This is a genomic window from Halogeometricum sp. S1BR25-6 (assembly GCF_031624495.1).
Taxonomy (GTDB): Archaea; Halobacteriota; Halobacteria; order Halobacteriales; family Haloferacaceae; genus Halogeometricum; species Halogeometricum salsisoli.
Genome location: NZ_JAMQOP010000006.1, coordinates 60,128 through 85,046, shown reverse-complemented (window position 1 = coordinate 85,046; position 24,919 = coordinate 60,128). Strand labels below are relative to the sequence as shown.

Sequence of the window (24,919 nt, the reverse complement as noted above, 5' to 3'; positions counted from 1 at the left end):
AGTTAGTGAATCCCTCGGTCAAACTCCATCCCGCTGTCGTCACTCGCCGATTCCGCTGTCGCTCCACCTGGGTCATTCTCTGTTCGACGGTACGACGGCGTCCCGCCATCGTCTCCTCCATGTCCACCGCGGGCAGCCGCTTTTTGCGCGACGGCGTGGCCAGCGGCGGCTTTCGGCCCCCACCGAGCGGCGGTCGTCGCGACGCCGGAGCCAGCAAGGTACCCACCGGCGGCGACACCGCCGACGAGTGCTGCGCCTTTCGTCGCACCGCCGACGACTTTGGCCGTCAGCGGAGTCGCGTATTTGAACGTCTTCCACGTGATGTAGAGGGCGACCAGTGGGAGGGACGCCGCGACGAGATATTTGAGGAACGCTGTTCCCGGTGTGAGCGTCCCACCGGAGTAGATCAAGTCGTACCCCTTGAGGACCATCGCTGCGGGAAGCGGGAGGACAGCCAACGGGACAAACCGTTTGCAGAACCCCATCGCGATATCGGATACGACCGGAATATTTCCGTAGGCCAGTGCAAATGCAATCGGCATTCCGTACAGGTAGACATAGAGCAGAATCATCCGGATGTAGAACAGCGCCTCCAGCGCCCACATCGAGATTCCACCAATCACGGCGAACAATAGCCCCAGTCCGGGGTTTGTGATGGCTGCGCCCAAGAACTGAAGCATTGCCGAGGCTACGGAGGAAAGCTCCGGCATTAGTGCAATGGTGAACCCGTCGACGAGGTAGAGTGCGAGAGTTCCAACCCAATACCACGTAATGATTAGAAAAGCACCGACCCAGGCCGTCTTCTTCGTTTTTCGGGCTTCGTAGGTACTTCCAATATTGAAGATCCGAACCGTGTGACGGCCCTGAACGCTCATCACGAGGAGCAAGAGGGCAACTAGCATGATTTCGCCGCCGATGAGAGCATCGTGAATCGCTGGCCAGGGTGCGTTGGTTGGTTCACCGAAGACAAATGCTCCGTTCGTCTCTGGGGTCGGGGTTCCGAACATTCCCTCAGTCAGAGTTTCATACCCCGACCTGAGACCGTCCATGAACAGCCCGATGAACCAATCAACGACGCCTTTGATACCCTCAAGAACGACGTCAATGAGATCGACCATCGCTATGTCTCCGTGATCGTGACCTCACAGTCAGTCATCTCGTCAGACCCGGAATATTGGACATCGTAGGTACTCGTGACCCGATTGCCACTGACTTGAGTCTCGACGATAACCGTGAACTGCCCGCTATTACCATCTGGGGAACACCCCATTCCGTCCTCACTCTCAGAACCGAACGGGAACGAATTACTGAACAGGTCGGCCGTCTCGCCAGGGGAGACTACTACCCGGTCGGTTTCGTGCATTCCACTGCCTCTGGGGTTCTCAATTGGATTGGGAACGTCCCCGGAGAAGATTAATTCAGTTATCGCTTCCGGACCACTCCCTGTGTTCTCAACCGTGACGAATGCCTCGCCATTCTTGATCCGGTCTGTCTCGGACTCACCATAGACTTCGTCCCACGGCTTATCTGGATTATTCCGATAGAGTCCGACATCCTGTATCTGAATCTCTGGACGGAGTTCAGTCGTGGTCTCAACTACTGTCTCCTCGCCTTTCAACGCGAGTACGCGGTACTCACCAGGCGCATACGCGGTGCCAATCTCGAATGAGACCTGCTGAGCACCTGCGGCTACGTCACGCTTTCCGAATAACTCGCCGTTCGGCTGGATGAGGTTGACTTGGTCGACGTCGGCCTCTTCGGAGAGTTCGACGACGAGTGTTGTCCCCTCAACAGTAATACGCGTGAGTGGGCCTTTGCCATCTGGAGAGGTCGTTCCGTCACCAGGCGTCCCAGAACCGCCATTGTCGTTCAGACAGCCAGCGACGCTTATGAGGGCAGCACCTGCGACTGTTCGGAGGGCGGTTCGCCGACTGATGTGTGGGTGGTTTCTAGTCATGGACTATGGGTTCCGTTGGAAGATGTCTTCTGGACCGAGCATTCGGAGGAGCCGCTTGCCAGCGTAGAACATCACAAGAAACGGGATGAGCTGCCAGCCAACCTCGAAAATGAACGCGAACCAACCGTCGATGGTGCCGAGCGGATGCCACCGAGCTGTTGCCGTCGCACTCACATACGCGGGGTCGTGCCCGAGCCACGAACCCGGATGGTACCGAGCCGTGTAGATACCCGGCTCGTCGATCGTCACGATCGCCACCCCGGAGGCGTTGGTCTCGACGCGTTGCTCCGCGACGGTGATGTACCCGTTGCGAGTGTTCCCACCGATTGGATATCGTCGGTCGGGATCGCTGAGTACGATTGGTGCGCCGGTCTCGTTGTCCCGGAGTTCGATGCGGAGTGTGGCCTGACTTTCGTTCTGCTGGAGCACCTCAACAGTCAGATTACTGCGCCGGAGCTGCCGCTCAGAGCCAGCGTCAGGTGCCACAATCGAGGCGTTCACGCCCCGTACGATCCCCGCTACCTGGAGCGCGTCGCGGTCGACGCTCTCGGCGCGAACAGCGACGCCGTACGTCGTCGTGTACGACTGGTTGACGATGTCGATGTTGATGTTCTCGCCGACCGTGCCGACCGGAGACGGTCGGTCAGTGCCCCAGATGTCGATGATCTCTGGGCCATCGCGAACTGGTTCAGCCCTCGGGCCGATCCGCGAAGGGTACGCGTGGACGTACACAGGAATCGCGTCAGACTCGACGGTGGCGCTGTCGGTCCGGTTCGACCTGACGAGTGTATCCCAGTTGGTGTTCCGAGCGGTGTAGAACCGCCAGACGCCACGCACTCGTGCGCTTCCATTCTCCGTGAGCGTGTACCCCTGCCACGGTCTGGACTGGAAGATAGCCACACCAGCGTCACCATTGGGATACTCGGCGTAGTAGGGGTACGCCGAGAGGTCGTAGATCTCGACGGCAATCGAGTCCGAGACGTTGAGCGACTCGGTACGATACGTGACCTCGACATCGGTCTCGTCACCCCGGTCGATTCGCGTGGTCTTCTTCAACCGGACGCTGATCTCGGCTTCGAGCGTGAGGTTTGCACTCCAGTCGTCCTCGATCTGGTAGTCGAGGGCCGGCGTGTGCGAGCCGTCGCTCTCGACGATGGTTTCGCCGTCCTTCTGCAATCGAACCTCCTCGACCTCGTTGCTCGTGAGCGACCACTCGATCGTCGTGTTCCCCGAAGAGCTTCCGTTCGGGACGCGAACGCGATAGTCAACGAATCCCCGCAACGTGCCGTTCGGCGCGATATAGAGCGGGGTTTCACCCGACTCCAAGTGACCTCGCGTCGACGGCTGCACTGCGAACACCGTGGCGTGGGCGTCCTCGATGAACACCCCGTCTTCGAGCGACGCGTGGCGCGGATGCACGGACGTATCCGACCCACCGGGTTCGAGATCAGCGAAATCGTTTCGCGTCCACGTTGCAGCTGTCTCCGGCGGGCGCTTGAACGTGATGTCCGTCCCGTTTGCGAGTTGGTGCATCGCGGTCCGGCTCTCGCCGTATCGCTGCTGGTACTCCTCCTGGCTGATGTAGTTGTCCGCGTCGCGAGACCACAGCGTCGCTGATTCATTCTCAGTGAGCCCATTTCCCTCCGTGCCTGGCCGTGGCGGGCTTGCAGTGACGAGACCCGTGACTAAACTCGTCACGAACAGGGCGGCCATTAGCACGGAGAGCTCTCGTTGTTTCATGGGGGCTCGCGACGGGGGCGGTAGTCGCCTACCAGGGGGCGAGGTCGACGCACCGCGCCAGCGGGAGGTTCATCATCGATCCGGCGACGGTGTAGAGTGGCCCGAGGGCGACAAGGACGACCGCAGACTTCATCGCGGAGCGCTTGTGGCGCTTGAGGCCCTTCTTCTGGTCGGGCGTGATCGTGAACATCTCGATAAGGGAATCGGCCTGCCACACGACCGCGAGGCCGACAATCCCCAGCGCCGTGGTGAGCTGGAAGAAGCCTTCGATCATACCCGGGAGGTTGTCCGCACTGCAGACGGCGTTCGTCTGTGCAGCGGCGGGTTCCACAGCGAACAGGCTCAGGAAGACGATGACGAGTGCCGCCTGCTTGGGGAGCCTACTTGCCGCCGTCGACTGGCTTTCGGCGCGATTCGGAGTCGTTTCGGAGGGAGTGGTGTCCTGTGACATAGTGGGTTACTCCTCTGCGTCGTCGACGAGTGTCTTGAGATCGGCGTATCGATTGGTCTCGGCGACGATTTCGTCTTTGCTGTAGCCCTGTTCGCGGGCCCGTTCGAAAAGGTCTCGAAGCTCGTCGGGATCGACATCCCGAACCGCCATCTCTTCGCGGAGGGCGCGGCGATAGAGGGCCGAGGCGTTGATGTGGTCGTTCCACATCAGGTACAGCTCATCGATGTCTTCGATGGTGACTGACCGTGTAATCATGTGTGCGGGTTCAGGTATGCACCGATTAAACTGTGGTACACGTTGACGTGGTAATGTATGTGAGGTAAATACTTTCTGGCTACTGGGATAGATCCTGAATAGAACTCGATTACCATCCCGATCAGAAGACTCACCACTCAAGGACCGTATTAACCAACAGTGGTGCCACATCGATCTACGGTGTTGGTTAACCATATCATTAAACGTCTGCGGCAATCCAGTTCGAGAACTGTGCGGTGCTGTACCCCCTCTCTACTGCGCTATTCGGTCACTTCGCTCCCTGCGTTGCTCCTTGAGGAAGAGGACTCAGCACCTCAATTCAGTTAAAATAATATTCCGTTAATCGGTTATTTCTGTATGAGTCTCGAGAGCATCACTCACCAACGGAGTACCTGCGGGCACCACCTATTTCATAATCCAGCAGCACTCAATTGTAAAACTGATGGGCACGGCCAGATACGACATCCATCCCCAATGGGACGACCCATCGGCGTATGGGGGTGAGTATCCACCGGATTGGGACGCCCGTCGTCGGACGGTCTACGAACGCGATGACTGGACGTGCACGAATTGTGGACGCAAGAGCGGCCCTCACGCCGGCGACGATGGCGTTCGCCTCCACGCCCACCATATCGTCCCGCATTCGGCAGGCGGCTCAAATCGTCTTTCGAACTTGACGACACTCTGTGAACCCTGTCATGCCGAACTCCATGGGCATGACCTGTTCGAGACACCGCAGCAAAGCCGGCGATCGAGCAGCGCTCCGCATCGAAACGGTCCACCGCTCGTTCCTCGACTTCTCGCGTATCTTGCCCTCCTCGCCCTCGGAACCGTTGGTGGCGGGTTCGCCTACTCCTGGGCAATCATTCAATTGCTGACGATGTCGATGACATGGCAGACTCTCATCGCGGGTGGCGTGATGGGCGTGATTGTTGTCGTCGGCTACCATCTCCCGAAGGTAGTGGCCGGAAGTTCGCTCGGTGCCGGTCTCCTGTTCGGCGGAATCCAGTACTACGCAATCGGCTATCCGCTCGTCAAGACGGGTCTCGTGACCGGCGTTCTTTGGCTGCCGGCAGGCATCATTATCGGAGGCACTCTGCTCAAACGAAGCAACCCAACCATGACCAAGCTCTGATATGAGTGCAAAAGTGAAGCAGTATCTTCTCCAACTACTATCGAGTTGCCGTTCTCGATCGATAACAGATTCAGGCTCACTCGAGCAAGCCGAGCTCGGTGAGCTGGTCCTCGATCACCTCGAGGGCTTGTTCGGCATCCTCAATCCGTTTCCCACCTGTAATGACGAGCTTCCCGCTCCCAAAGAGTAACGCAACGACTGATGGCTCATCGAGACGATAGACGAGCCCGGGAAACTGTTCGGGTTCGTACTCGATGTGCTCGAGACCAAGGCCGATCGCAATCGCGTTCAGATTGAGTGTGTGGCCGAGATCCGCACTCGAGACGATGTTCTGAATCTCGATTTCTGGCGAGTCATCTACCTGAATACCCAAACCCCGAAGTTTGTCGAAGACCTGTTCGAGCGCAGCCGTAACATCGGCGACGCTTTTCGCGCCGGTGCAAACAATCTTACCCGAGCGGAAGATGAGGGCCGCGGCCTTGGGGTCTTGCATCCGATAGACGAGGCCAGGAAAGTGTTCAGGGTCATACTTGGTCGCCCGGAGGTCATCAGCAAGCGTTTCGAGGTCGAGTTCCTGACCGATACCGGTTGACGCGACGACGTTCTCGATGTCAACTGACTCTGTGAGCGTACCCATATCGCTACATAGTTCACACGCCGCTCTTAAAGACTGGTCGCACTATCGAGAATGGGCCCCGGGTATTGGCGCTGGCCGCGTTAGAGGTCGCGAGGCTGGACGGTCTTTCGGTCGTTGGCCTCAGCCCGCTTCGCGGCGTCGTCAAGCAGGTCAGCAACTTCCTCATCGAGGGCGTCGTAGAAATCCGCCGAGACGTTGTGGTCGTTGAGCGCTTCTTTCACGGCCGATTTGACGATCAGGTATGCCATACGTAGCGACATTTCTCCCGTCCTCTGTATAAAATACAGGTATCTGATTCGGTGTCTGTGGGGTTGTATTGTCCTCTGAGGGGGAACAGACGTATGCGATAGCGCTTCGTATCAGTGAGCAGGACGATGTACGACCTGACCGGCTTCCAGCGCGACCTCCTGTACGTGATCGCCGGCCTCTAAGATTCTCACGGCCTCGCCATCAAGCAGGAACTCGAAGACTACTACCAGAAGGAGATCCATCACGGGCGACTTTACCCGAATCTCGATACGCTCGTCAAGAAAGGCGAGAAAGACCGACGGACGAACGTCTAGACGCTCACGCGGCGCGGCCGCCGTGAAATCGAAGCCCGCCGTGAGTGGGAACGTCAGTACATCGAGATTGGTGAGTCTGCGCCTGCGTAGGTTCTCTCGTACAGATCAGCTACCCCATTGTCTATGAATCATCTGAAAATCCGCGATGGGCGTGATTTCCATCTCGGATGATGTCGGTAGTATCTCTCCTCTTCGGGAGCGACGTACGTCAGCGATTCGCCGTGAGGCGGCCACGGCGGCGTTCGAATTCTTCGTCGTCGATCTCACCGCGGGCGTACTGCTCACGGAGAGCCCCGAGGGCTCTATCCTCAGCGGGTCCGTCAGTCTGAGATCGAGCCACCAGCCAGTAGACGAGATAGATGGGAAGACCGATGATGAGGGCCATCCAGAGGAGGCCGAACAGCATCATCCCCCATCCCCATAGTCCCCAGCCGGTCATGTGGCCGTCGTCCCACATTCCGTAGTGCCAGTCCCACATCACCGCGTCCGGGACGGCTGCGTGCGTCAGGGCCATACCCCCGATAACCGCGACCGTCAGCGCACCGACGACGATCAGTCCGAGGGATCGAGTACCGCGTGGTTGAATTGAGTTTGTCATGCGTATTTCTCCTGAAATGGTTCGGCGTGGTTAGCCGAGGATGTACTCGAGGACGGGGTAGCGCTCGACGAGCGCCTCGCCGCCGATCTCGTACTGTTCGATGTACTGATCGAGCCCGAGGATGCGGCCCGCACCGAACGCCGCAACCGCGAGGAACACGAGCATGTACGCGAAGTCACCGTTGATGACGCCGTGGGCGATGTCCCAGTTCCCGAAGTAGAACATGAGCATCATGAGCGCGCCGAAGAACGCCGCGAGGCGGACGACGGCACCGACGAGCAGTCCGAGACCGATGAACAGCTCGCCCCACGGGACAGCGACGTTCGCGAACTCGACGAACCACGGGGTCGACCCCATCCACGCGAACATACCCGCGAGGGGGTTGCCGTTGGTCGCCGCGACGTTCGCCAGATAGCCACCCGCCGAGAACGGCTCGGCGGCAACGATCTTCGTGAATCCCGAGTACGCAAACGCGTAGCCCATCATGAGCCGTAGCGCGAGCACGAACCATGCGCTCAGGCTGTGGACACGACCACCGATGGTCAGACCGCCGACCTTGCTCTCTAGCTGGTTGACTCCAGAGGGAATCGTAGACATTGTTACTTCACCGAGTGAGTGTAGGCAGGGAGAGACGATATACCGGTGAGCCAGTGTTCTGAGTCAGAAAACCGGGCGGCTATTTTACCCCACTAGGACGAGTATGCGAGTGTGACTGAGGAGTTGAGCCCACCAGCCGTCTTTGCCACACTCGACGACGAGTACGCTCGCGATATTCTCGTGGCGACGAACACGGACCGACTCTCTGCAAAAGAACTCAGCGAGGAATGCGATATGTCACGCCCAACCGTCTCTCGTCGCGTCAACACACTCGTTGAGCAAGGACTTCTCGAAGAGTACACGCATGTCGATCCCGCTGGTCGGCACTATCGGGAGTATGAGGCACGTCTCGAACGTATCGAAGTCCTCCTCCAAGACGAGGGGTTTGACATCCAGATCGATGTCCGGCCGGATCCCGCGGACCGGATTACATCCATCTTCGAAAACATGCGGGGAGACTGATTCATGAAACACACATTATTCGTCATCGCCAAGTTGTTCATGACCGCGTTGGCTCTGGTTATCGCGTACCAAGCCTATCGCGGCTACCAACGCCACGGAACACAGCTGATGCTCTACGTCGCCCTTGGGTTCGCACTAATTGGCCTCGGTGGACTCCTCGAAGGAGTTCTATTCGAACTGCTCCAGGTGTCAATCTTCCAGGCAGGTCTCGTGGCTGCACTAGTCGCGGCGGCGGGAATGCTTTCTATCTTGTACGCGCTCTATGCGCCGAACCCCTGAATTCCCGATTCAGCAAAGTATCTTGGAATCGTGAATTAGTGAGACGGTTATTCACTCATCCTCGTAGACGTTGCGCGACAGCCGTGACTTGGTCCCAGAGGAATTCGGCGTCAACGCTCTGGTTCGTCGTTACGACTGGCACGTCACGGAGATAGGAGTCCGTCTGAAGGATCTCAAGGAGGAAGTCCGCAACGTCAGCGCGTGAAATCGGACCAGCCGTGGCGTCAATGTCGACGCCGTGTTCGTACTCCCCGGTTTTGGGTCCATCTGTAAGACCGCCGGGGCGGACGATCGTCCAGTCGAGACCGCTCCCAGCGACGAGTTCCTCCTGTCTGGCTTTGTCGGCCATCAGGTCATAGAGCACCGTCACGTTCGCAAGGCGGACGTACCACGGAACCTGCTGGACGCTCGATCCTAACCCCATCGATGTCAGGACGACCAGGCGTTCGATCCCCCGTTCCTGCATTGCATCGATAATGTTCGCGGTCCCGCGAGAGACCACGTCGGAGGGATTGTCCGACGTTCGACCGAGAAGACAGATGACCGCATCTGATCCGTTTACGGTGGCTTCGACCGCGTCCGGATCGAGTACATCCCCCTCTACGGCGGTGACTGCCTGGTTCGGTGGGAGTTTTGCAGGGCTTCGAGTGAGCGCGCGAATCGAGTGATTCACTTCGGTCGCTTGTGCCGTCAGTTCACGTCCGGTCCCGCCTGTCGCACCGAAGAGTGCCAGTTCCATATGGTCACCTACGTTTTCATGTTGGTTGTCGTTCCCCTCGTTTCAGTCGATTACGCTTACAATTCTAAAGGACGACCGAGCGTTCGCTCTGGACGCTCGATTACCAGAGAACTCCGAAATTTGATTCGACAGGTTGGGGTCATCGTCACTACAGCCACGGATCGGTTTCACATTCTAACGAGAGGTGTTCTGTCATGCCAGTATCGAAACCACAATCGTAGTGAAATAGGCGACCGTAGCCGGTGCTACAAGTATGACAGACATGCTGGGTTTGTTCGCTGATGAAACCGCCCCTGAAGAGCGACCAGCTCATGACTCGATAGGAGAGGCGGAACCATGAGCGAGGAAATCTCCGCCAACCGGGCAGGACTCATATTCGGTGCCATCTTCGCAGCGTCGCACGCTGCATGGATCGGATTCGTCGTCTCGGGCGTCTCTGAAACAGCGGTCGCCACTGTCGCCCGGACCAACTTCGTTGAGTACGAGGACACGGTCGATTTCGACCTCTCTCTGGCTGGTGCCGGCCTCATGATCGCGTTAGTTGCAGGATATCTCATGGGCGGGTTGTTCGCCCTGCTCTGGAATCGGCATGAGATCCACGATGACGGGTAACCCGGTCATCCAGACAATCGCCCTCAACCGATAACTGTCAAGGATGGTTAGTGTCCACCGAGACGATCCTCGGAGCAGGCTCTCAGATGGACCGTCTATTCGACACCACCGCAGGGGGTATCTCTAACTCAGTATGGCGTCACCATCTTTTCCACCGGGATACGTCCGGTTCGACGACGTTTCCGAAACGCTTCCTGAACCGACACCCGTTCCGGTGTCGGAATCAGTTGAACTGGAGACGCTTCACCTCCCCGGGCCGGACCCGGCGATCGTGTTCGTCCACGGTGGTCTCGGGTCGCTTTGGAACCCGTATCCACAACTAGACGCGTTCGAGGGGCCCCACGAGTTGGTCACGTATGCGCTCGCCGGCAACGGAAACTCGACCATGCGGCAGGAGCAGTCCCTCTCCGGGCATGTAGCTGACCTCCTGAATCTCCTTGATGAACTCGGTATCACGAATCCGATCATCCACGGCCACAGTTACGGTACCGCCCTCGCTATCGAGTACGCGAAGCGCCATCCCACAGCCGGGCTCGTGTTACACGCAGGGGGCGATCATGATCTCACCCCCGCGGGGGAGAAACCGCTTTTGCGACTATTTCTGGCACTCCGACTCTATAAGATACCCGCGAACGACGCGCTCATCCGGCAGTTAGCCTACAGCGTCGGCTTCCACGAGGAGACGCCATCGGTCGTGGTTGAGGACTTCCTGCAATCGAACCCGCTTCCCCACCGTCGCTCAGCGTGGACGACTGTCACCGAGGCCTTCTGGGGGTACGACGGTCGCCCCGATATTGAGCGAGTCGATGCCCCAACGCTCGTCATCCACGGACCAGCCGACGGTATTGTTCCCATCGAGGTGGCACGCGGAACCGCGAGGCGGATTCCCGAGAGCGTTTTCTGCAGGCTACAGCGTACCGGTCACGTCGCTATGATAGAGCGCCCGAATGCGTATAACAGTCTGCTTGAAGCACTCATCAAGACGGTTCGAGAGGACCGGGATTTGGAAATGACGGTTCGAGAATCGGTCGACGAAAACGGTAGCGAAGTATCCGAAGTTCGCTAAGGAATCAGGATCGTTCTGCAGCTTTATTCGCCCGTTCGAGATCGAACTGAAGGTCGGTGTCGTCCTCGAGACCGACGCTCAGCAATTCCGGGTCGGCGACCGTCAGGTTGAACTCACCGACGGCGCGGCCGTAGTGCAAGCGCGGTACCATTACGCCACTCGCATCACAGAGGTGGGGTCGTGGCTCGTCGACGAATCGCTTCGGGTGCTCTTCGAAGAAATCACGACAGTCGGACGAACAGAAGTAGAACGTCGTCCCCTCGAAATCGGCGGTGATTTCGCTTGAGTCGCTGGCTTCCATACCGCAGACCGGCTCAACTGGCATACTGGCAGTACGCCTCGCCCTTCCATAAACGTCAGTCGGCCATTTGCTACTGTGCGTAGGCTCCCTACTCGGTGTATACTGCGGGCTGTTTCTCGAAGCGCTGTCGACATTCTTCGCTACAGAGATAGTACGTCACCTGGTCGTGCCGGACTGAAGCTACCGCTTCGTCAACTCTGAGTTGCATACCGCAGACGGGATCCCTCGGCATTCTGTTCACAGATCCGTCTCCAAGCCGATTGGGTATTTCGAAGTAGGTCGACGGGCACGTATTAAGGGCCGTCGGAAGAACTCTATGACAACGCCCATGGTTCGATTTCTTCTCCGTCTAATTCGTATTCTTGGGACGTTCACCCCGTTCATCCTACGCTTTCTCCGTGATCGGCATCGGTTTCTGATCGTCGGTGGGTCACGCACTGTGCCACGGGACCAGCACGAGCAGCGTGCCCGCCGTCTACGGGAGGCGATGCTCAACCTTGGGCCGACGTTCGTAAAGATCGGCCAAGTTCTCTCGACGCGCCCAGATCTCGTTCCGCAAGTGTACGCGGAGGAGTTCGCAGTGCTCCAAGATGCGATCCCGGCGGGTCCGTATCGAGAGATGATTCCGGCTCTCGCCGAAGACGTCGGGTATCACTCGTACGACGACTTCGATCCCGAACCCATCGCCGGCGGATCGCTAGCACAGGTCTATCGGGCGACCTATCAGGGAAAACAGGTGGTCGTGAAAGTAAGACGCCCCGGAATCAAGGACCTCATCGAGACCGATCTGCGCATTATTCGTCGCCTCGTTCCCCTTGCACTGTTTCTCGCACCTGATCGGTTCAGTTTCTCACTCCGGAACATGGCGGACGACTTTGAGCGCATCATTCTGGAGGAACTGGACTTCGAGCGAGAGGCCCAGATGATGGAGGAGATTCGGGAAAATTTCGCTGCCGACGAGAATGAGACCGTTACGATCCCACGCGTATTTCGTGACGTCTGCTCCGAACGTGTCCTCACCATGGAGTACGCCGAGGGAACGAAGGTTACTGACCTCGAGGAACTCGAAGCGAAGGGCTACGATCCGGAGAACGTCGCCCGACGAGTGGCGAATGCCTACTTCACGATGGGACTCGATCACGGTGTGTACCACGGCGATCCCCATCCTGGAAATCTCGCTGTCGACGATGATGGCCGCATCGTATTCTACGACTTCGGGATGAGCGGTCGGTTCACGCCGGCGATGCAAGCGAGCGTGATCAACCTCTATCTGGCCGCTGTCAACCGGGATGTCGAATCCATCATCGACGAACTTGTCGCCCTTGGTGCACTCGATCCCGACGCCGACAGGGCCGCCGTCGGCCACGTTCTCGAGTTAGTTATCGATGACCTCGAAGGGAGTGGTGATGTGAACTGGCAGCAGATAATCGACGTGGTCGTCGGAATGCTCCGAGAGTTTCCGTTTCGTATCCCGCCAGACGTGATGTTAGTCATTCGGGTGGGATCGATCGGTGAAGGTGTTCTTAGACAGCTCGATCCCGAGTTCAATATCCTCGCAGCTGCGCAGGCGTTCCTCCGTGAACACGGCTTCCTCCAGCGAGCAGCCCGGATGAAACTCGCCGAAGCTCAGTCCGACATCGAAACCTCCCTCTGGGCCCTCCTCCGGCTACCCACGAAATTGGATCGTGAACTGGACGCACGAGAACAGGAACGCACAGTGATACCTCAGGAGATCGCACAGAGCCAACGACGGCAGACTCGTTCGATCGGGTACGCCATCCTCGCAGGAGGAACATTTGTAGCGAGTGGTCTCGCATTATCCGTAAGTCAGATCTCTGCTACTGTTGGGATCGTCGTCGCACTCGGCTTCACCATTTTATTCATTCATTCATCAAGGCAACAGCGTCGATAACTGGTATCTCGAATACGGAGTACCCCCACGACGCCTCAAACTATTTTGTGGCGTCTATGCGAAGTACCTGATATGCTCAAAGATAAAGTTGCGATCATCACTGGTGGTGCAACCGGGATCGGCAAAGCAATTGCTTCGAAGTACATTGATTACGGAGCCGAAGTCGTTATCGCAGGTCGCACGGAAGAAACCGGCCGAGAGACTGCCGAAGAACTCGGCTGTGAATTCCACCAATGTGACGTCACGGAGTATGAGCAGGTAGAGACCCTCGTCAACAGTACGGTTGACGAATACGGACAGCTTGACGCAATCGTAAACAACGCTGGAATTGGCCAAGTAGGGTCCATCGAAGAAATGTCGCTCGAAGAGTGGGATACGGTCATTCAAATTAATCTCACAGGGGTTATGTACGGCTCGCGAGCGGCGATCCCGTATCTCAAAGACAGTGAGGGGTGCATCATTAATGTCGCGTCGATTTATGGCCTCGTTGGTGGTCCTGGATCACCTGCCTATTCGGCAGCAAAAGGTGGTGTCGTGAATTTCACACGAGAGCTCGCCATCGACTACGCCACAGAAGGGATACGTGTCAATAGTATCTGCCCTGGATTCGTTGAAACGCCGATGACAGACGACTACCTCGACCAGGAACAGTTCTACGAGTTCGTCCGAGACGAGACACCCATGCAGCGAGTGGCCGAACCCGAGGAGATCGGCGGCATTGCGATGTTTCTCGCCTCTGATGAGGCGACGTACATCACAGGCACAAACATTCCTGTCGACGGAGGCTGGACTGCCCACTAGTAACTACGGTCGCACATTCACCACACTTGGTTCCAACATTACGCGGGAGACCAGTCGGATAGTAGCAGCGCAAAACGTGCTACTATCTACCGAAGGCAAGCACCGTAACTCCCTGAGATGCTTCTATGAAGTGAGGAACTGCCGCCATATTATTTAGTCTCTCTAACCAATCCCCCAGTATGGAACAGAATCGATCCGATCTCACACTACGTGTTGGGAGTATCGCCGACGAGTCAGTTGGTCGCGTTATTCCGGATACGTCGGTAGCAGAGGTCGCCCAAACGATGGTCGCGCAAACCAAATGTGCCCGCTACGTCGTTGTGGAAGAAAACGACCAGCTCGTGGGCATCATTACAGATCGAGATTTGATTGGCGCGCTCCTCACGCCAGATAGTGAGTTCAACGTTCTCGCAACGGATCAGAGCGAATCCAACATAACCGCCGGAGATGTGATGACCTCCGACCCCCTCACCGTAACGCCTGAGGCGGAGGTACCGAGGGTACTGCGACAAATGAACGAGGCGGCTGCCCGCCATGTTCCCGTTGTCGAAGATGGCTCAGTTGTGGGGATCGTCACCCTTGACGATCTCATCACTCACCTCGCGGGAGAAGCTGCCCATGTCTCCGCACAGATGGACAATCTCTCCGGGATCATCCGGTCAGAGTCCCAGAGAAAGTAACCTCCGCATCTGAGACTCTCGATACGTGTCTTTTTCGTGACTGACATCAAAAGAGAGACATGGCCGAACCACGGATTCTAATCCTCGGTGGACCAGGCGCAGGAAAGGGGACGCAGAGTAGAAAGGCTTCTGAGGAGTTTAATGTAAAGCATATCACTACCGGGGAGCTCCTTCGGGCAAATAAGGACAGGGATATTTCAGAATTTGAATCAGAGTATGATGTCCCGCGCACATATATGGATCAAGGTGAGCTTGTTCCGGACGAGGTTGTCACTCTGCTCGTTAAAGAGGCTCTATCGCAAGTCAATGGCTTTGTTCTGGATGGGTATCCCCGCAACGTAGAACAGGCTGAGGAACTCAATAATATGACCGACGTTGACGTTATTCTATATCTTGACGTAGACGAGGAGGAACTTGTTCAACGACTCACGGGTCGCCGTATAGACCCAAAAACAGGGGACACTTATCATATAAAATATAGTCCGCCTGAAGATCCTGAAGTTGAAAGACGACTTGAGCAGCGGGATGACGATACCGAGGAGACAGTCCGTGAACGTCTACGTGTATTTCGTGAGACCACTGAACCAGTTATTGAATACTACGAAGAACGAGGTCAACTGGAACGTGTCGACGGAAAACAGTCTCCTGATGAAGTCTGGGTTGACGTAAGGAAAGCGGTTGAAAACGCGCAATAGGTCGCGAAAAAGTTGGGGTGAGCGTTACTATACCGGGCATCACCTAGCAGATCTGTACATTTTACACACTGGTACCCGGCGAGTCTGTAGTTGAGAGGGCACGATCTTGCTGAGGTGATCTCGACGATGTTCGATAAAAGCCGACCATCATACCGTACGAATTAGAACTTGGAACGGTTATTGGCCGAAGAACGATCCAGTAGGCAATTATGGGGGGCTCTTCGAACCGATGAAGAGCCTGTCAGCAGACGCTGGCCCGTCAAGAGAGCGGATCTCGTCCTTCATACTCACCGCTCTCACCATATTCCGGCCGCTGGAAACCACCCTCACGGTAGACATCGAACTCACCCCGCTCGATGTCGTCCCGGATGATGTCTGCGGTCGTTTCGTCGACGCTCACGAAGTGACACAGCGGATGCCCCGGGTACGCGACTGCGTTCTCGAGTACACCGACGACGAGGCCAGTTGACGGTGCACGAACGACTTCGACCTCATCTTTGAAGTGATCGGAGATAGTGAACAGCTGCTCCCCGTCCTCGACGAGCGGCTGTGGGCCCCACTTCATATCGACGAGTCCGCCGGTGGCAGCACGAAGCCACGTCTTCTCACCGTCGCGTGCGACCACACGCGTCCACCCAGGCCAAGAGACCGGCCGGTCTGGCAGAACCTCATGTTCAGCGAGGACACTCGCCACGCAGTGAAGGGCGCGTTCGAGATGCGTCGATTGGAACCGGTGGGCGCGCCCCATCTCCACAGTTACGGTCGGAACCCCCGTCTTCGATGCTGCCTTTCGGAGCGTCCCGTTTGAGCCTTCACCGTCGAGAATCACGCTCGTTCCGAATGCACGGGCGATGCGTTCGACGTCAGAGTCGCGCATATCTGCCCGAACGTGATACATCGTCGTCCTGTTGCGCGTCGAGGTGTGGAAATCCAGCCCTAGGTCGCACTTCGAGACGAATTCCTCGAAGATAGTATGGGCGAGACGTTTCGCCATCGTTCCCTGTGGATTCCCGGGGAACGACCGGTTGAGGTCCTCGTCATAGATCGGGATGTAGCGCTGTTGGGCCATGAATCCCGGGACGTTCAGTACGTGGAGGCAGACGAGTGCCCCGTGGATGTCCGGGGGACCGTAGGTTTCTGCGACCTCTTGGACGATCTTGATGCCGTTCAGTTCGTCGCCGTGCACGGCAGCACTGAGGAACATCGCCGGGCCATCATTCTCTCCGTTGACGACCGTGACCGGAATGTCGATCGGGTCGCCGTGGAAACTTGTTCCCACCGAATAGCGGAACTGGCGCTTCTCTCCGGGTGAGATGGTTCGGCCGCCGACCTCAATCGGTTGTGTCGCGGATCCAGTCATTGAGAATCACTCTCGGACTGCTCTGAATGTGTCTGCGCTGCACGTCTACTGGGTTTACCAAGGAATCGTGGAACCGCCTCGCAGTATGACTCGTATTCGCCCCCGTACTGCTCGCGGAGCCACGGCTCTTCGGCGAGTGGTGCGAGCAGGAACCACACGATTCCACCGATAGCGAGAATGACCGTTTGAATCGAACCTGCGAGGAGGCCTCCGCTGGCGAGCATGGTGATGAACCCCACGTACTGTGGATTGCGAGAGAAGCGATACGGTCCCTCAGTTTGAAGGTGGCCTTCGAGACCACTGCTCTCCCAGAATCCGAGTGTCCACATCGCCCAGATAGACAGCGCTGTGCCTGCTACGAAAACAAGCACACTGACGAGTTGCACCACCACCGGTGGTTCGTACCAGTGCCACCAGTCGAGGTATGCAATGCCGACCAGACCCACGACGTATAGCGTCCAGGCTGTCCAGCTGACCCAGAACGTCCAGTTCCGCGTCCCGTGCGGCCAGAACCGGAATGTCGGACTGACGATGGTGGCAAGGAGGCCACCCAGTAGGAGTCCCCCGGATAGGAGACTGACGCTGAACAATGTCTGTGTCGCCTGGAGTGCCATAGGGATCACGCACCAATGTCGGGCACGGAAATATCGGCGCTGCGGAGACGACGGGCGTTGATAGCGACGATGATTGTCGAGAGAGACATGAACACCGCGCCGATCGCCGGCGACAGCAGGATACCGATAGGCGCGAGGACTCCGGCAGCGAGTGGGAGCGCGAAGACGTTGTAGCCGGTCGCCCAGACCAGATTCTCCTGCATCTTCCGGTAGCTCGCCTTCGAGAGCTTGATGAGACGGACGACATCCAGGGGATTGTTGTCGACGAGGATGATATCGCCCGACTCGATGGCGACGTCGGTCCCTGAACCGATGGCAATACCGACATCTGCTCGCGTGAGCGCCGGCGCGTCGTTGACGCCGTCGCCGACCATCGCGACCAGTTTCCCCTCGGACTGGAGCGCTTCGACTTTCGTGTCCTTTTCGTCGGGGAGTACCTCCGCGAAGTACTGGTCGATGCCGAGTTCCTCCGAGACAGCCCGTGCGACGTCCTCCGAGTCACCGGTCAGCATCGCCACCTCGATATCCATCGCGTGTAGCGCCTCGATGGCCTGCCGGCTTTCTTCCCGAATAACGTCCGCCAGCGCGAATGCTGCGACAACTTCGGATTCGTCGTGAACCAGGTAGATAACCGTCTCTGCGTTCGAGCCAGCTTCCTCCGCGAAGGCAGCGATTTCGTTGGACCGCTCGATACCGAATTTCTCAATCAGGTTCGGTCCACCGATATGAACCGTCTCGCCGTCCACAGTGGCTCTGACGCCGAGACCGCGGAAATTCTCAAAGTTCGAAACCTTCGCTCGCTGGATATCCCGTTCCTCGGCGGCGTCTCGGATGGCGCGAGCGATCATATGCTCGGAGTCACCCTCGACACCAGCGGCGACTTCGAATGCTCGCTCTTCAGTCCAGTCGCCTGCCGTCTCAACACCGACGACGCCCTGTTCGCCCTTCGTGAGGGTCCCGGTCTTGTCAAACATCACCGTGTCCAGATTTCGAGATTCCTCCATGGCGATGCGGTCGCGGATGAGCATCCCGTTTTGGGCAGCCGTGGAAGTGTTGATCGCGACCACGAGCGGGACGGCAAGTCCAAGTGCGTGGGGACACGCGATGACCAGGACCGTCACGACGCGCTCGAGGACGGTGATGTTGTACCCGACCGCGACGACCCACGCGACGGCAGTAATCGCCGCGACGCCGAGTGCAATATAGAACAGCCAGCCAGCTGCCTTGTCGGCGAGCAACTGGGTTCGAGATTTGGACTGCTGGGCCTCGTCGACCAGTCGCATGATGCCCGCCAGCGTCGTCTCGTCGCCGGTCTTCGTGATTTTGACGCGGAGACTCCCGTCCTGGTTGACCGTCCCGGCGACCACCTCTGATCCGGGCTCCTTCCCAACTGGTCTGGATTCGCCGGTAATCATCGACTCGTCAACGGACGACTCGCCCTCGACGACTTCGCCGTCGGCAGGCACGCTCGCGCCCGGGCGAACGAGCACGACATCGTCCTCGCCGAGTTCGGAGACGGGCACTTCCTCGGTATCTCCACTCTCGGTGATACGCTCGGCGGTATCGGGCATGAGCTTCGCGAGTTCGTCCAGCGCCCCCGAGGCCGCCCGGACCGACCGCATCTCCACCCAGTGGCCCAGCAGCATGATGTCGATCAGCGTGACGAGTTCCCAGAAAAACGGTGTCGTCCCTTCGAGAAACAGACTCGCGATCGAGTAGACGAACGCCACCGATATCGCCAGCGAGATGAGCATCATCATCCCCGGCTCGCGGTTTTTCAGTTCCGTCCGGGCCATCGAGAGGAAGGGCACGCCACCGTACGCGAAGATCACGACCGCAAGTACCGGCGTTATCCACGTACTCCCGGGGAACGTAGGGGCCGTATAGCCGAAGACGTCCTGAATGAATTCGCTGAAGACGATGACCGGAATCGAGAGGACGAGCGACACCCAGAACCGCCGCCGAAACATCGCCTCGTGGCCTGAGTGATCCGTGTGATCGCTGTGATCCCCGTTTCCACCCCCGTGTCCCTTCTCGTGGGCGTTACCACCATGGTCGTGCTCGTCGTGTACGTGCTCTGCTTCTGTAGAGTGAGCGTGCTCGGCCGCAGCGTGGCGGTGCGCGTGTTCGGCTTCGTGGTCGTTATGTGCGTGTTCGTCCGTGGATTCGGACTCCGTGGTGGCGTCTGCCGCAGTGTGAGTGTCGTCCTTCGGGAGTTTGGACTCCGGCTCGGATGACGCGTGGGCTGATGCTCGTGGTTCCGACTCTGCTTTCAATCGGCAAATTCGACAACAGTAGACGGGTCCTTCGGATTGATGCGAGGGGTGCCCCTCTTTAGAGGGATTTTCGGATGTCTCGTGGTCTGGATTGTTGCTCATGGCGTGGGTATTGGTGCCGTCCCTTATTATGCTGTCCAGACCCTGATACGGCGCGGTACCGTCAAGAGGGCCGGTGTCGAACGAGAACGGCGGGGCACTTGTGGACGTACGTTCCGGCGGTTCTCAGGCGTGGGCGGTGTATCCAGCGTCCTCGACGGCTTGAACGAGTGACGTGACGTCAGCATCGCCATCGACGCTCGCCTGTTTGGCCTCGCGATCGGCAGTCGCGTCGGTCACGCCGCTCACTTCTCGAAGCGCGTCTTCGACTGTCTGTTCACAGTGACCGCACGTCATTCCTTCGACAGTGATGGTCTGCGTCATACACTGGTACATACGGGAGGGGAATCTTTGTCAGTTTCTGCTTCGAATCCAAAGTCTATCTTGGAAGTGGGATGGCATTCAAATCTTGGCGCTGGGAAACAATATTGTGGTTCGGGGGTTCAATGGGGAGATATGCGTGATTTAGACGAGACAGACATGGAGATCCTCTCGCTACTAGCAGAGGACGCGCGACGCCCGTTCAGCAGCATCGGTGAGGAGGTGGATCTCTCGGGGCCAGCCGTATCAGACCGCGTGAAACGGTTAGAGGAGGCCGACATCATCAACGGCTTCACCGTCGACGTGAATCGCGCACAACTGCGAGCTGGCGTTCCGGTGTTCGTCCAGCTCGAAAACGATACCGCTGCCATCGAGTCACTTCGAAGCCGGCTCCACGACGCGGATGGTATCGAACACCTCTTCGTCACTGCCGAGGGGAAAATATGGTTCTACGGTCGTGCGGAAGGACAGAACGTTCGCCGGTGGGTCGAGGGTCTCCTCGAAGACGCGCCATCAACGGAGTACTCGGTGACGCTCGTCGACGACCTCGAATGGACACCCTCACTCGACGGCACCGAGTTCGCAATCACGTGCGCCGAGTGTGGGAATACGGTCGATAGCGAGGGCGAATCCGCTCGAATCGACGGAGACATCTATCACTTCTGTTGTCCGTCGTGCCGTGGCCGCTTCGAAGACCAGTATCAACGTCTCGAAGACGGAGTCTAGTTGTAGCCGCGATTTCCGCTCCAGATCGGCGAAGTCGATATTGGCATCCTTCGGTAGTGGAACGGAACTAGGCCTTTGAATCTAAATTCTATACTGGTCTAAAACACTGGTTTCGAAACAGTAACTGCACTAAGGAAGGACTACGTAGTATAGGGCAAGAATGGGAACGCGAACTGCACATCTCGACATCACAGGGATGACCTGTGCTAACTGTTCGGCGACAGTTGGCGACGCGCTAGAGTCCTTCGACGGCGTCGTTGAGGCGAACGCGAACTTCGCCACGGATGAAGGCTCCGTCGAGTACGATCCTGACGAGGTATCGCTCGAAGAGATATACGAGGCGATCGAAGATGCCGGGTATGGTGCAGTGTCTGACACAGTGACCATCGGCATCTCCGATATGACCTGTGCCAACTGTGTACAGACCAATGAGACTGCCCTAGAGAACACACCCGGTGTCATCGCGGCCGAGGCGAACTTCGCCACCGACGAAGCCCAGGTCCGGTACAACCCCGCGGACACGTCGCTGGATGCACTCTACGATGCCATCGAGAGCGCGGGCTACTCGCCCGTCCGAGAGGACGGCGACGACAGCGACTCTGGCGAGGACGCGCGCGACGCCGCGCGACAGGCTGAAATCCGTAAGCAGCTTCGACTGACCCTGTTTGGTGCGGTGCTGTCGGCACCTCTCCTCTTTTTCCTCGCCGAGAAGTTCCTCCTCGGCGGTGGCGTCCTCCCGGAGACCATTCTCGGAATCGAGTTCGGCTGGGCAGAGTTCCTGCTGGCGACGCCCGTCCAGCTGGTGCTCGGTTGGCCGTTCTACAAGAACTCGTACAATGCGCTGGTGAACAACAAGCGCGCCAACATGGACGTCCTGATCGCGCTGGGCTCGACCACTGCGTACGTCTACTCTGTCGCAGTCCTCTCAGGGCTCATCGCGGGCGGCCTGTACTTCGACACCGCCGCGCTCATCCTCGTGTTCATCACCCTCGGGAACTACCTTGAAGCCCGCTCGAAGGGCCAAGCCGGCGAGGCGCTCCGCAAGCTGCTGGAGATGGAGGCCGAGACGGCCACCGTCGTCGATGAGGCCGGCAACGAGGAGGAGATCCCACTTGAGGACGTCGAGGTCGGCGATCGGATGAAGGTTCGGCCTGGCGAGCAGATTCCGACCGACGGGGTCGTCGTCGATGGCCAGTCAGCGGTCGACGAGTCGATGGTCACCGGCGAGTCTGTCCCCGTCGAGAAGAGCGAGGGTGACGAGGTCGTCGGCTCGACTATCAACGAGAACGGCGTGCTCGTCGTGGAGGCGACGAAGGTCGGGAAGGACACGGCGCTTCAGCAGATCGTTCAGACGGTCAAGGACGCCCAGTCGCGCCAGCCCGACATCCAGAACCTCGCCGACCGCATCTCGGCGTATTTCGTGCCGGCAGTCATCGCCAACGCCGTTCTCTGGGGTGTCGTCTGGTACTTGTTCCCCGGAGCGCTCGCGAGCTTCGTCGAGTGGCTCCCGCTGTGGGGTGCCGTGGCAGGTGGACCTGCAATCGCTGGAGGGACCGTCACCGTCTTCGAGTTCTCGATCATCGTGTTCGCGTCGGCCGTACTGATCGCCTGTCCCTGTGCGCTGGGCCTTGCGACGCCTGCCGCGACGATGGTCGGGACGACTATCGGTGCACAGAACGGCGTCCTGTTCAAGGGCGGTGACATCCTCGAACGAGCGAAGGACGTCGACACGGTCGTCTTCGACAAGACAGGGACGTTGACGAAAGGCGAAATGGAGCTCACCGACATCGTCGTGTTCGACGGTGACGGACAGCCTCTCACGGATGGCGGCGATACTGCTGCAGATGGTGGCCAACTGACCGCTCGTGACCGTCTCGGTGAGGAGGATGTCCTGCGGCTCGCGGCCACGGCCGAACATGCGAGCGAACACCCGCTCGCCCGTGCCATTGTCGACGGCGCCGAAGAACGGGGGATCGACGTGAGCGACCCGGACCACTTCGAGAACGTCCCCGGCCACGGCATCAGAGCGACTGTCGGCAACAGTGAGGTCCTGGTCGGGAATCGGAAGCTCCTCCGTGACAACGATATCGACCCCTCGCCCGCGCAGGACACGATGGAGCGCCTCGAGAACGAGGGGAAGACGGCAATGCTCGTCGCCTACGAGGGCGAACTCGTGGGTGTGGTCGCCGATGCCGACACAATCAAAGAGAGCGCGAAGGACGCTATAAGTCAGCTCCAAGAACGTGGTGTCGACGTGATGATGATCACCGGCGACAACGAGCGGACCGCCCGCGCGGTCGCCGAGCAGGTCGGCATCGCTCCCGAGAACGTCCGCGCGGGGGTTCTCCCCGAGGACAAATCCGATGCCGTCGAGAGCATTCAGGACGAAGGCCGGAAGGCGATGATGGTGGGCGACGGCGTCAACGATGCGCCCGCCCTCGCCGTCGCGTACGTGGGGACGGCCATCGGCTCGGGGACGGACGTGGCCATTGAGGCGGCGGACGTGACGCTGATGCGCGATGACCCGGTAGACGTCGTGAAGGCCATCCGCATCTCGGACGCGACGCTCGCGAAGATCAAGCAGAACCTCGTGTGGGCGCTCGGCTACAACACCGCGATGATCCCGCTGGCGTCGCTGGGCCTGCTTCAGCCCGTGCTTGCGGCCGGCGCGATGGCGTTCTCCAGCGTGTCGGTGCTGTCGAACAGCCTGCTGTTCCGACGGTACACCCCCGATCACGACTACAAACTGCTCGGAAAACTCCGCTGAACGCCAAAGCCACTTGATCCATGTCATCCATTTCCCGCCGCACGGTGCACGCGTACCTCGTCGAGATAGCCGATACCGAGCCCACGTATCTTCGGGCTCGGGATATCGCTAGCGATCTCGATGGATCGCCGAAAGCTGTCGCACAGTATCTGAGCCAACTCCAAGACGACCTCACCGACGTGTCGCTCGAACAGTGGGGGCGCTCGAAAAGTATCACGTGGCGAGTAGAGGTGAACGAGTCGTGAGCACCGTCACTCGGCGCGTCGAAACCGTACTCCCCGACACGGGGACTCGCGAATGGTGGGTGCTGTATCTGCTTGCCCCGGTCGCCCTCATCGGTGCTGTACTCCTCGCGTTCCCGTCGCTCGTGTACGATCGAGTCGTCTGGCAGTATCTCTGGGGCCCGGTCGTCGCCGACGCCGCTGGCCAGCCTGTCACGCACGAAGGGATACGGGCCGTCCGGGGGTATAATGCCGTGAACACGGCGACCTATCTCGCTGCGGTCGTGTACAGCCTCCCCGGCCTCCGGGCGTATCTCGACGCCCTGAACGTTTCGTTCGATACTCGACTCGCGTACGGGTTCGCGCCGATCATCGTCGCCGGCGGCGCAATGCGTGCGCTCGAGGATATCGGCTTGCTCGGCGACTACGCGGTGTGGTTCATCACGCCGTCGATCTACTTCGTCGTCACCGCCGTCACTGTCCTCTCACTCGGCGTCGGCGCACTAGCGCGCGACCGAGATATTGGGTCCATCCCGTCGACGGTCGGACTCGTCGGGTCGGTCTGGGCTGTCGGAGCCATCGGATGGGCACTTTGGTACGGGCTCTCGACGTCGGTTCCACTCCGCCTGTGGGTGCCGGTCGCGACGACGGGGATCGCTCTCGGCGTAACCGCGCTCTACTACTGGGGAGCGGGTGTCGTCGATGTCGCACACCTTCGACACCCGTTGTTCCTGCTGGCCGTCTTCGGCCAGATGTGGGACGCCGCACAGAACCTCATCGGCGTCACGTTCCTCGGCTATTCACCCAAGCTGGTCGTGACGAATCTCGTGTACCAGGCGACCGGATTCTCGGGGTCGACGTTCGTCCTCAAACTCCTCGTGACCGGCGGGATCGTCTGGTACCTTGCGGACGCGAAAGACGAGATGAACCACACCTGGTGGTGGCTCATGACGTTCTTCATCGGCGCGATCGGACTCCCGATGGGCGTCCGTGGGTCGCTCCGGATGATGCTTGGGGTCTAATATCAGGATGATAGGAAAACAGATGATTTCAAA

28 protein-coding genes and 1 pseudogene are annotated in these 24,919 nt (G+C 58.7%); 14 read left to right on the top strand and 15 right to left on the bottom strand.

The window, feature by feature from the left end:
- Positions 1-2: 2 nt before the first annotated feature.
- The 5 genes from NDI76_RS21340 to NDI76_RS21320 are packed head-to-tail and all read right to left on the bottom strand — an operon-like array spanning position 3 to position 4,403.
- Positions 3-1,118 (bottom strand): TrbL/VirB6 family protein, encoded by a 1,116-nt coding sequence (locus NDI76_RS21340; RefSeq protein WP_310926175.1) that lies wholly within the window; start codon positions 1,116-1,118, stop codon positions 3-5.
- Between the two features lie 2 nt (positions 1,119-1,120).
- Positions 1,121-1,957, bottom strand: a complete 837-nt coding sequence (locus NDI76_RS21335; RefSeq protein WP_310926174.1) for a hypothetical protein — start codon at positions 1,955-1,957, stop codon at positions 1,121-1,123.
- A 3-nt stretch (positions 1,958-1,960) separates the two neighbouring features.
- The gene (locus tag NDI76_RS21330) at positions 1,961-3,697 is read right to left on the bottom strand and encodes a DUF8186 domain-containing protein (RefSeq protein ID WP_310926173.1); all 1,737 of its coding nucleotides are present in this window, start codon (positions 3,695-3,697) and stop codon (positions 1,961-1,963) included.
- Between the two features lie 28 nt (positions 3,698-3,725).
- Entirely contained in the window at positions 3,726-4,148 is a 423-nt protein-coding gene (locus tag NDI76_RS21325; RefSeq protein ID WP_310926171.1) for a DUF7985 family protein, read from the bottom strand.
- 6 nt (positions 4,149-4,154) lie between these two features.
- The gene (locus tag NDI76_RS21320) at positions 4,155-4,403 is read right to left on the bottom strand and encodes a hypothetical protein (protein WP_049983715.1); all 249 of its coding nucleotides are present in this window, start codon (positions 4,401-4,403) and stop codon (positions 4,155-4,157) included.
- 442 nt (positions 4,404-4,845) lie between these two features.
- Between NDI76_RS21320 and NDI76_RS21315 the strand changes: the two genes are divergently transcribed.
- On the top strand, positions 4,846-5,538 hold the full coding sequence (locus NDI76_RS21315) for an HNH endonuclease (RefSeq protein ID WP_144927670.1): 693 nt from the start codon (positions 4,846-4,848) through the stop codon (positions 5,536-5,538).
- Between the two features lie 76 nt (positions 5,539-5,614).
- Here the strand turns inward: NDI76_RS21315 and NDI76_RS21310 are convergent, their stop codons facing one another.
- Positions 5,615-6,175 (bottom strand): TATA-box-binding protein, encoded by a 561-nt coding sequence (locus NDI76_RS21310; protein WP_142980855.1) that lies wholly within the window; start codon positions 6,173-6,175, stop codon positions 5,615-5,617.
- Positions 6,176-6,255: 80 nt separating this feature from the next.
- A complete protein-coding gene (locus tag NDI76_RS21305; RefSeq protein WP_142980856.1) occupies positions 6,256-6,423 on the bottom strand; it encodes a DUF1931 domain-containing protein in 168 nt (55 codons plus the stop codon).
- Positions 6,424-6,549: 126 nt separating this feature from the next.
- Here NDI76_RS21305 and NDI76_RS21300 point away from each other — a divergent pair.
- Positions 6,550-6,828 (top strand): annotated as a pseudogene (locus NDI76_RS21300) (helix-turn-helix transcriptional regulator).
- A gap of 118 nt (positions 6,829-6,946) precedes the next feature.
- Here the strand turns inward: NDI76_RS21300 and NDI76_RS21295 are convergent.
- Both NDI76_RS21295 and NDI76_RS21290 read right to left on the bottom strand, forming a co-directional pair.
- On the bottom strand, positions 6,947-7,336 hold the full coding sequence (locus tag NDI76_RS21295) for an SHOCT domain-containing protein (protein WP_144927673.1): 390 nt from the start codon (positions 7,334-7,336) through the stop codon (positions 6,947-6,949).
- Between the two features lie 30 nt (positions 7,337-7,366).
- Complete coding sequence (locus NDI76_RS21290; RefSeq protein ID WP_144927676.1) at positions 7,367-7,933, bottom strand: DoxX family protein; 567 nt, start codon at positions 7,931-7,933, stop codon at positions 7,367-7,369.
- A 111-nt stretch (positions 7,934-8,044) separates the two neighbouring features.
- On the opposite strand from NDI76_RS21290, the gene NDI76_RS21285 reads away from it, so the two are divergent.
- Together NDI76_RS21285 and NDI76_RS21280 are read left to right on the top strand one after the other, a co-directional pair.
- The gene (locus tag NDI76_RS21285) at positions 8,045-8,395 is read left to right on the top strand and encodes an ArsR/SmtB family transcription factor (RefSeq protein WP_144927678.1); all 351 of its coding nucleotides are present in this window, start codon (positions 8,045-8,047) and stop codon (positions 8,393-8,395) included.
- Between the two features lie 3 nt (positions 8,396-8,398).
- Positions 8,399-8,674, top strand: a complete 276-nt coding sequence (locus NDI76_RS21280) for a DUF7521 family protein (RefSeq protein WP_119712798.1) — start codon at positions 8,399-8,401, stop codon at positions 8,672-8,674.
- A gap of 55 nt (positions 8,675-8,729) precedes the next feature.
- On the opposite strand, the gene NDI76_RS21275 is transcribed toward NDI76_RS21280, so the two are convergent.
- Entirely contained in the window at positions 8,730-9,413 is a 684-nt protein-coding gene (locus NDI76_RS21275) for an NAD(P)-dependent oxidoreductase (RefSeq protein ID WP_119712797.1), read from the bottom strand.
- Positions 9,414-9,749: 336 nt separating this feature from the next.
- Between NDI76_RS21275 and NDI76_RS21270 the strand changes: the two genes are divergently transcribed.
- Positions 9,750-10,025, top strand: a complete 276-nt coding sequence (locus NDI76_RS21270) for a hypothetical protein (protein WP_119712796.1) — start codon at positions 9,750-9,752, stop codon at positions 10,023-10,025.
- A gap of 133 nt (positions 10,026-10,158) precedes the next feature.
- Positions 10,159-11,091: an alpha/beta fold hydrolase gene (locus NDI76_RS21265; RefSeq protein ID WP_119712795.1), complete on the top strand. Its 933-nt coding sequence runs from the start codon at positions 10,159-10,161 to the stop codon at positions 11,089-11,091.
- Positions 11,092-11,095: 4 nt separating this feature from the next.
- On the opposite strand, the gene NDI76_RS21260 is transcribed toward NDI76_RS21265, so the two are convergent.
- Positions 11,096-11,416 (bottom strand): YHS domain-containing protein, encoded by a 321-nt coding sequence (locus tag NDI76_RS21260; RefSeq protein ID WP_119712794.1) that lies wholly within the window; start codon positions 11,414-11,416, stop codon positions 11,096-11,098.
- A 463-nt stretch (positions 11,417-11,879) separates the two neighbouring features.
- On the opposite strand from NDI76_RS21260, the gene NDI76_RS21255 reads away from it, so the two are divergent.
- The 4 genes from NDI76_RS21255 to NDI76_RS21240 all read left to right on the top strand — a co-directional run bounded on the left by NDI76_RS21255 (position 11,880) and on the right by NDI76_RS21240 (position 15,480).
- Positions 11,880-13,304 carry an ABC1 kinase family protein gene (locus NDI76_RS21255; protein ID WP_310926170.1) on the top strand — a complete coding sequence of 475 codons (1,425 nt, stop codon included), beginning with the start codon at positions 11,880-11,882 and terminating at the stop codon, positions 13,302-13,304.
- 72 nt (positions 13,305-13,376) lie between these two features.
- On the top strand, positions 13,377-14,105 hold the full coding sequence (gene budC, locus NDI76_RS21250; protein ID WP_119713009.1) for a meso-2,3-butanediol dehydrogenase: 729 nt from the start codon (positions 13,377-13,379) through the stop codon (positions 14,103-14,105).
- A 179-nt stretch (positions 14,106-14,284) separates the two neighbouring features.
- Positions 14,285-14,785 (top strand): CBS domain-containing protein, encoded by a 501-nt coding sequence (locus NDI76_RS21245; RefSeq protein ID WP_058365806.1) that lies wholly within the window; start codon positions 14,285-14,287, stop codon positions 14,783-14,785.
- Between the two features lie 59 nt (positions 14,786-14,844).
- A complete protein-coding gene (locus NDI76_RS21240; RefSeq protein WP_080508370.1) occupies positions 14,845-15,480 on the top strand; it encodes an adenylate kinase in 636 nt (211 codons plus the stop codon).
- Between the two features lie 259 nt (positions 15,481-15,739).
- On the opposite strand, the gene NDI76_RS21235 is transcribed toward NDI76_RS21240, so the two are convergent.
- From NDI76_RS21235 to NDI76_RS21215, 4 genes are all read right to left on the bottom strand, one after another.
- Positions 15,740-16,840, bottom strand: a complete 1,101-nt coding sequence (locus NDI76_RS21235; RefSeq protein WP_058365807.1) for a succinylglutamate desuccinylase/aspartoacylase family protein — start codon at positions 16,838-16,840, stop codon at positions 15,740-15,742.
- Positions 16,837-17,454, bottom strand: coding sequence for a methyltransferase family protein (locus tag NDI76_RS21230; RefSeq protein ID WP_092893792.1), 618 nt, complete (start codon positions 17,452-17,454; stop codon positions 16,837-16,839). The genes NDI76_RS21235 and NDI76_RS21230 overlap by 4 nt, the downstream gene beginning before the upstream one ends.
- 5 nt (positions 17,455-17,459) lie before the next feature.
- Positions 17,460-19,832 carry a copper-translocating P-type ATPase gene (locus NDI76_RS21225; protein WP_115819512.1) on the bottom strand — a complete coding sequence of 791 codons (2,373 nt, stop codon included), beginning with the start codon at positions 19,830-19,832 and terminating at the stop codon, positions 17,460-17,462.
- A 123-nt stretch (positions 19,833-19,955) separates the two neighbouring features.
- Positions 19,956-20,153, bottom strand: coding sequence for a heavy-metal-associated domain-containing protein (locus tag NDI76_RS21215; RefSeq protein ID WP_115819795.1), 198 nt, complete (start codon positions 20,151-20,153; stop codon positions 19,956-19,958).
- A gap of 132 nt (positions 20,154-20,285) precedes the next feature.
- Between NDI76_RS21215 and NDI76_RS21210 the strand changes: the two genes are divergently transcribed.
- From NDI76_RS21210 to NDI76_RS21200, 4 genes are all read left to right on the top strand, one after another.
- Positions 20,286-20,876 carry an AsnC family transcriptional regulator gene (locus tag NDI76_RS21210; RefSeq protein WP_115819513.1) on the top strand — a complete coding sequence of 197 codons (591 nt, stop codon included), beginning with the start codon at positions 20,286-20,288 and terminating at the stop codon, positions 20,874-20,876.
- 160 nt (positions 20,877-21,036) lie between these two features.
- The gene (locus NDI76_RS21205) at positions 21,037-23,643 is read left to right on the top strand and encodes a heavy metal translocating P-type ATPase (RefSeq protein WP_310926168.1); all 2,607 of its coding nucleotides are present in this window, start codon (positions 21,037-21,039) and stop codon (positions 23,641-23,643) included.
- A 20-nt stretch (positions 23,644-23,663) separates the two neighbouring features.
- Positions 23,664-23,888, top strand: coding sequence for a DUF7123 family protein (locus NDI76_RS22755; protein ID WP_425498405.1), 225 nt, complete (start codon positions 23,664-23,666; stop codon positions 23,886-23,888).
- Positions 23,885-24,886: a DUF63 family protein gene (locus NDI76_RS21200; protein ID WP_310926167.1), complete on the top strand. Its 1,002-nt coding sequence runs from the start codon at positions 23,885-23,887 to the stop codon at positions 24,884-24,886. Before NDI76_RS22755 ends, NDI76_RS21200 begins: the two co-directional genes overlap by 4 nt.
- Positions 24,887-24,919 lie beyond the last annotated feature (33 nt).

Excerpts from the sequence above, each read along its gene's own strand:
- NDI76_RS21340 (WP_310926175.1), bottom strand. The coding sequence starts at position 1,118 with ATGGTCGATCTCATTGACGTCGTTCTTGAGGGTATCAAAGGCGTCGTT.
- NDI76_RS21335 (WP_310926174.1), bottom strand. The coding sequence starts at position 1,957 with ATGACTAGAAACCACCCACACATCAGTCGGCGAACCGCCCTCCGAACA.
- NDI76_RS21330 (WP_310926173.1), bottom strand. The coding sequence starts at position 3,697 with ATGAAACAACGAGAGCTCTCCGTGCTAATGGCCGCCCTGTTCGTGACG.
- NDI76_RS21325 (WP_310926171.1), bottom strand. The coding sequence starts at position 4,148 with ATGTCACAGGACACCACTCCCTCCGAAACGACTCCGAATCGCGCCGAA.
- NDI76_RS21320 (WP_049983715.1), bottom strand. The coding sequence starts at position 4,403 with ATGATTACACGGTCAGTCACCATCGAAGACATCGATGAGCTGTACCTG.
- NDI76_RS21315 (WP_144927670.1), top strand. The coding sequence starts at position 4,846 with ATGGGCACGGCCAGATACGACATCCATCCCCAATGGGACGACCCATCG.
- NDI76_RS21310 (WP_142980855.1), bottom strand. The coding sequence starts at position 6,175 with ATGGGTACGCTCACAGAGTCAGTTGACATCGAGAACGTCGTCGCGTCA.
- NDI76_RS21305 (WP_142980856.1), bottom strand. The coding sequence starts at position 6,423 with ATGGCATACCTGATCGTCAAATCGGCCGTGAAAGAAGCGCTCAACGAC.
- NDI76_RS21295 (WP_144927673.1), bottom strand. The coding sequence starts at position 7,336 with ATGACAAACTCAATTCAACCACGCGGTACTCGATCCCTCGGACTGATC.
- NDI76_RS21290 (WP_144927676.1), bottom strand. The coding sequence starts at position 7,933 with ATGTCTACGATTCCCTCTGGAGTCAACCAGCTAGAGAGCAAGGTCGGC.
- NDI76_RS21280 (WP_119712798.1), top strand. The coding sequence starts at position 8,399 with ATGAAACACACATTATTCGTCATCGCCAAGTTGTTCATGACCGCGTTG.
- NDI76_RS21275 (WP_119712797.1), bottom strand. The coding sequence starts at position 9,413 with ATGGAACTGGCACTCTTCGGTGCGACAGGCGGGACCGGACGTGAACTG.
- NDI76_RS21270 (WP_119712796.1), top strand. The coding sequence starts at position 9,750 with ATGAGCGAGGAAATCTCCGCCAACCGGGCAGGACTCATATTCGGTGCC.
- NDI76_RS21265 (WP_119712795.1), top strand. The coding sequence starts at position 10,159 with ATGGCGTCACCATCTTTTCCACCGGGATACGTCCGGTTCGACGACGTT.
- NDI76_RS21260 (WP_119712794.1), bottom strand. The coding sequence starts at position 11,416 with ATGCCAGTTGAGCCGGTCTGCGGTATGGAAGCCAGCGACTCAAGCGAA.
- NDI76_RS21255 (WP_310926170.1), top strand. The coding sequence starts at position 11,880 with ATGCTCAACCTTGGGCCGACGTTCGTAAAGATCGGCCAAGTTCTCTCG.
- budC (WP_119713009.1), top strand. The coding sequence starts at position 13,377 with ATGCTCAAAGATAAAGTTGCGATCATCACTGGTGGTGCAACCGGGATC.
- NDI76_RS21245 (WP_058365806.1), top strand. The coding sequence starts at position 14,285 with ATGGAACAGAATCGATCCGATCTCACACTACGTGTTGGGAGTATCGCC.
- NDI76_RS21240 (WP_080508370.1), top strand. The coding sequence starts at position 14,845 with ATGGCCGAACCACGGATTCTAATCCTCGGTGGACCAGGCGCAGGAAAG.
- NDI76_RS21235 (WP_058365807.1), bottom strand. The coding sequence starts at position 16,840 with ATGACTGGATCCGCGACACAACCGATTGAGGTCGGCGGCCGAACCATC.
- NDI76_RS21230 (WP_092893792.1), bottom strand. The coding sequence starts at position 17,454 with ATGGCACTCCAGGCGACACAGACATTGTTCAGCGTCAGTCTCCTATCC.
- NDI76_RS21225 (WP_115819512.1), bottom strand. The coding sequence starts at position 19,832 with ATGAGCAACAATCCAGACCACGAGACATCCGAAAATCCCTCTAAAGAG.
- NDI76_RS21215 (WP_115819795.1), bottom strand. The coding sequence starts at position 20,153 with ATGACGCAGACCATCACTGTCGAAGGAATGACGTGCGGTCACTGTGAA.
- NDI76_RS21210 (WP_115819513.1), top strand. The coding sequence starts at position 20,286 with ATGCGTGATTTAGACGAGACAGACATGGAGATCCTCTCGCTACTAGCA.
- NDI76_RS21205 (WP_310926168.1), top strand. The coding sequence starts at position 21,037 with ATGGGAACGCGAACTGCACATCTCGACATCACAGGGATGACCTGTGCT.
- NDI76_RS22755 (WP_425498405.1), top strand. The coding sequence starts at position 23,664 with ATGTCATCCATTTCCCGCCGCACGGTGCACGCGTACCTCGTCGAGATA.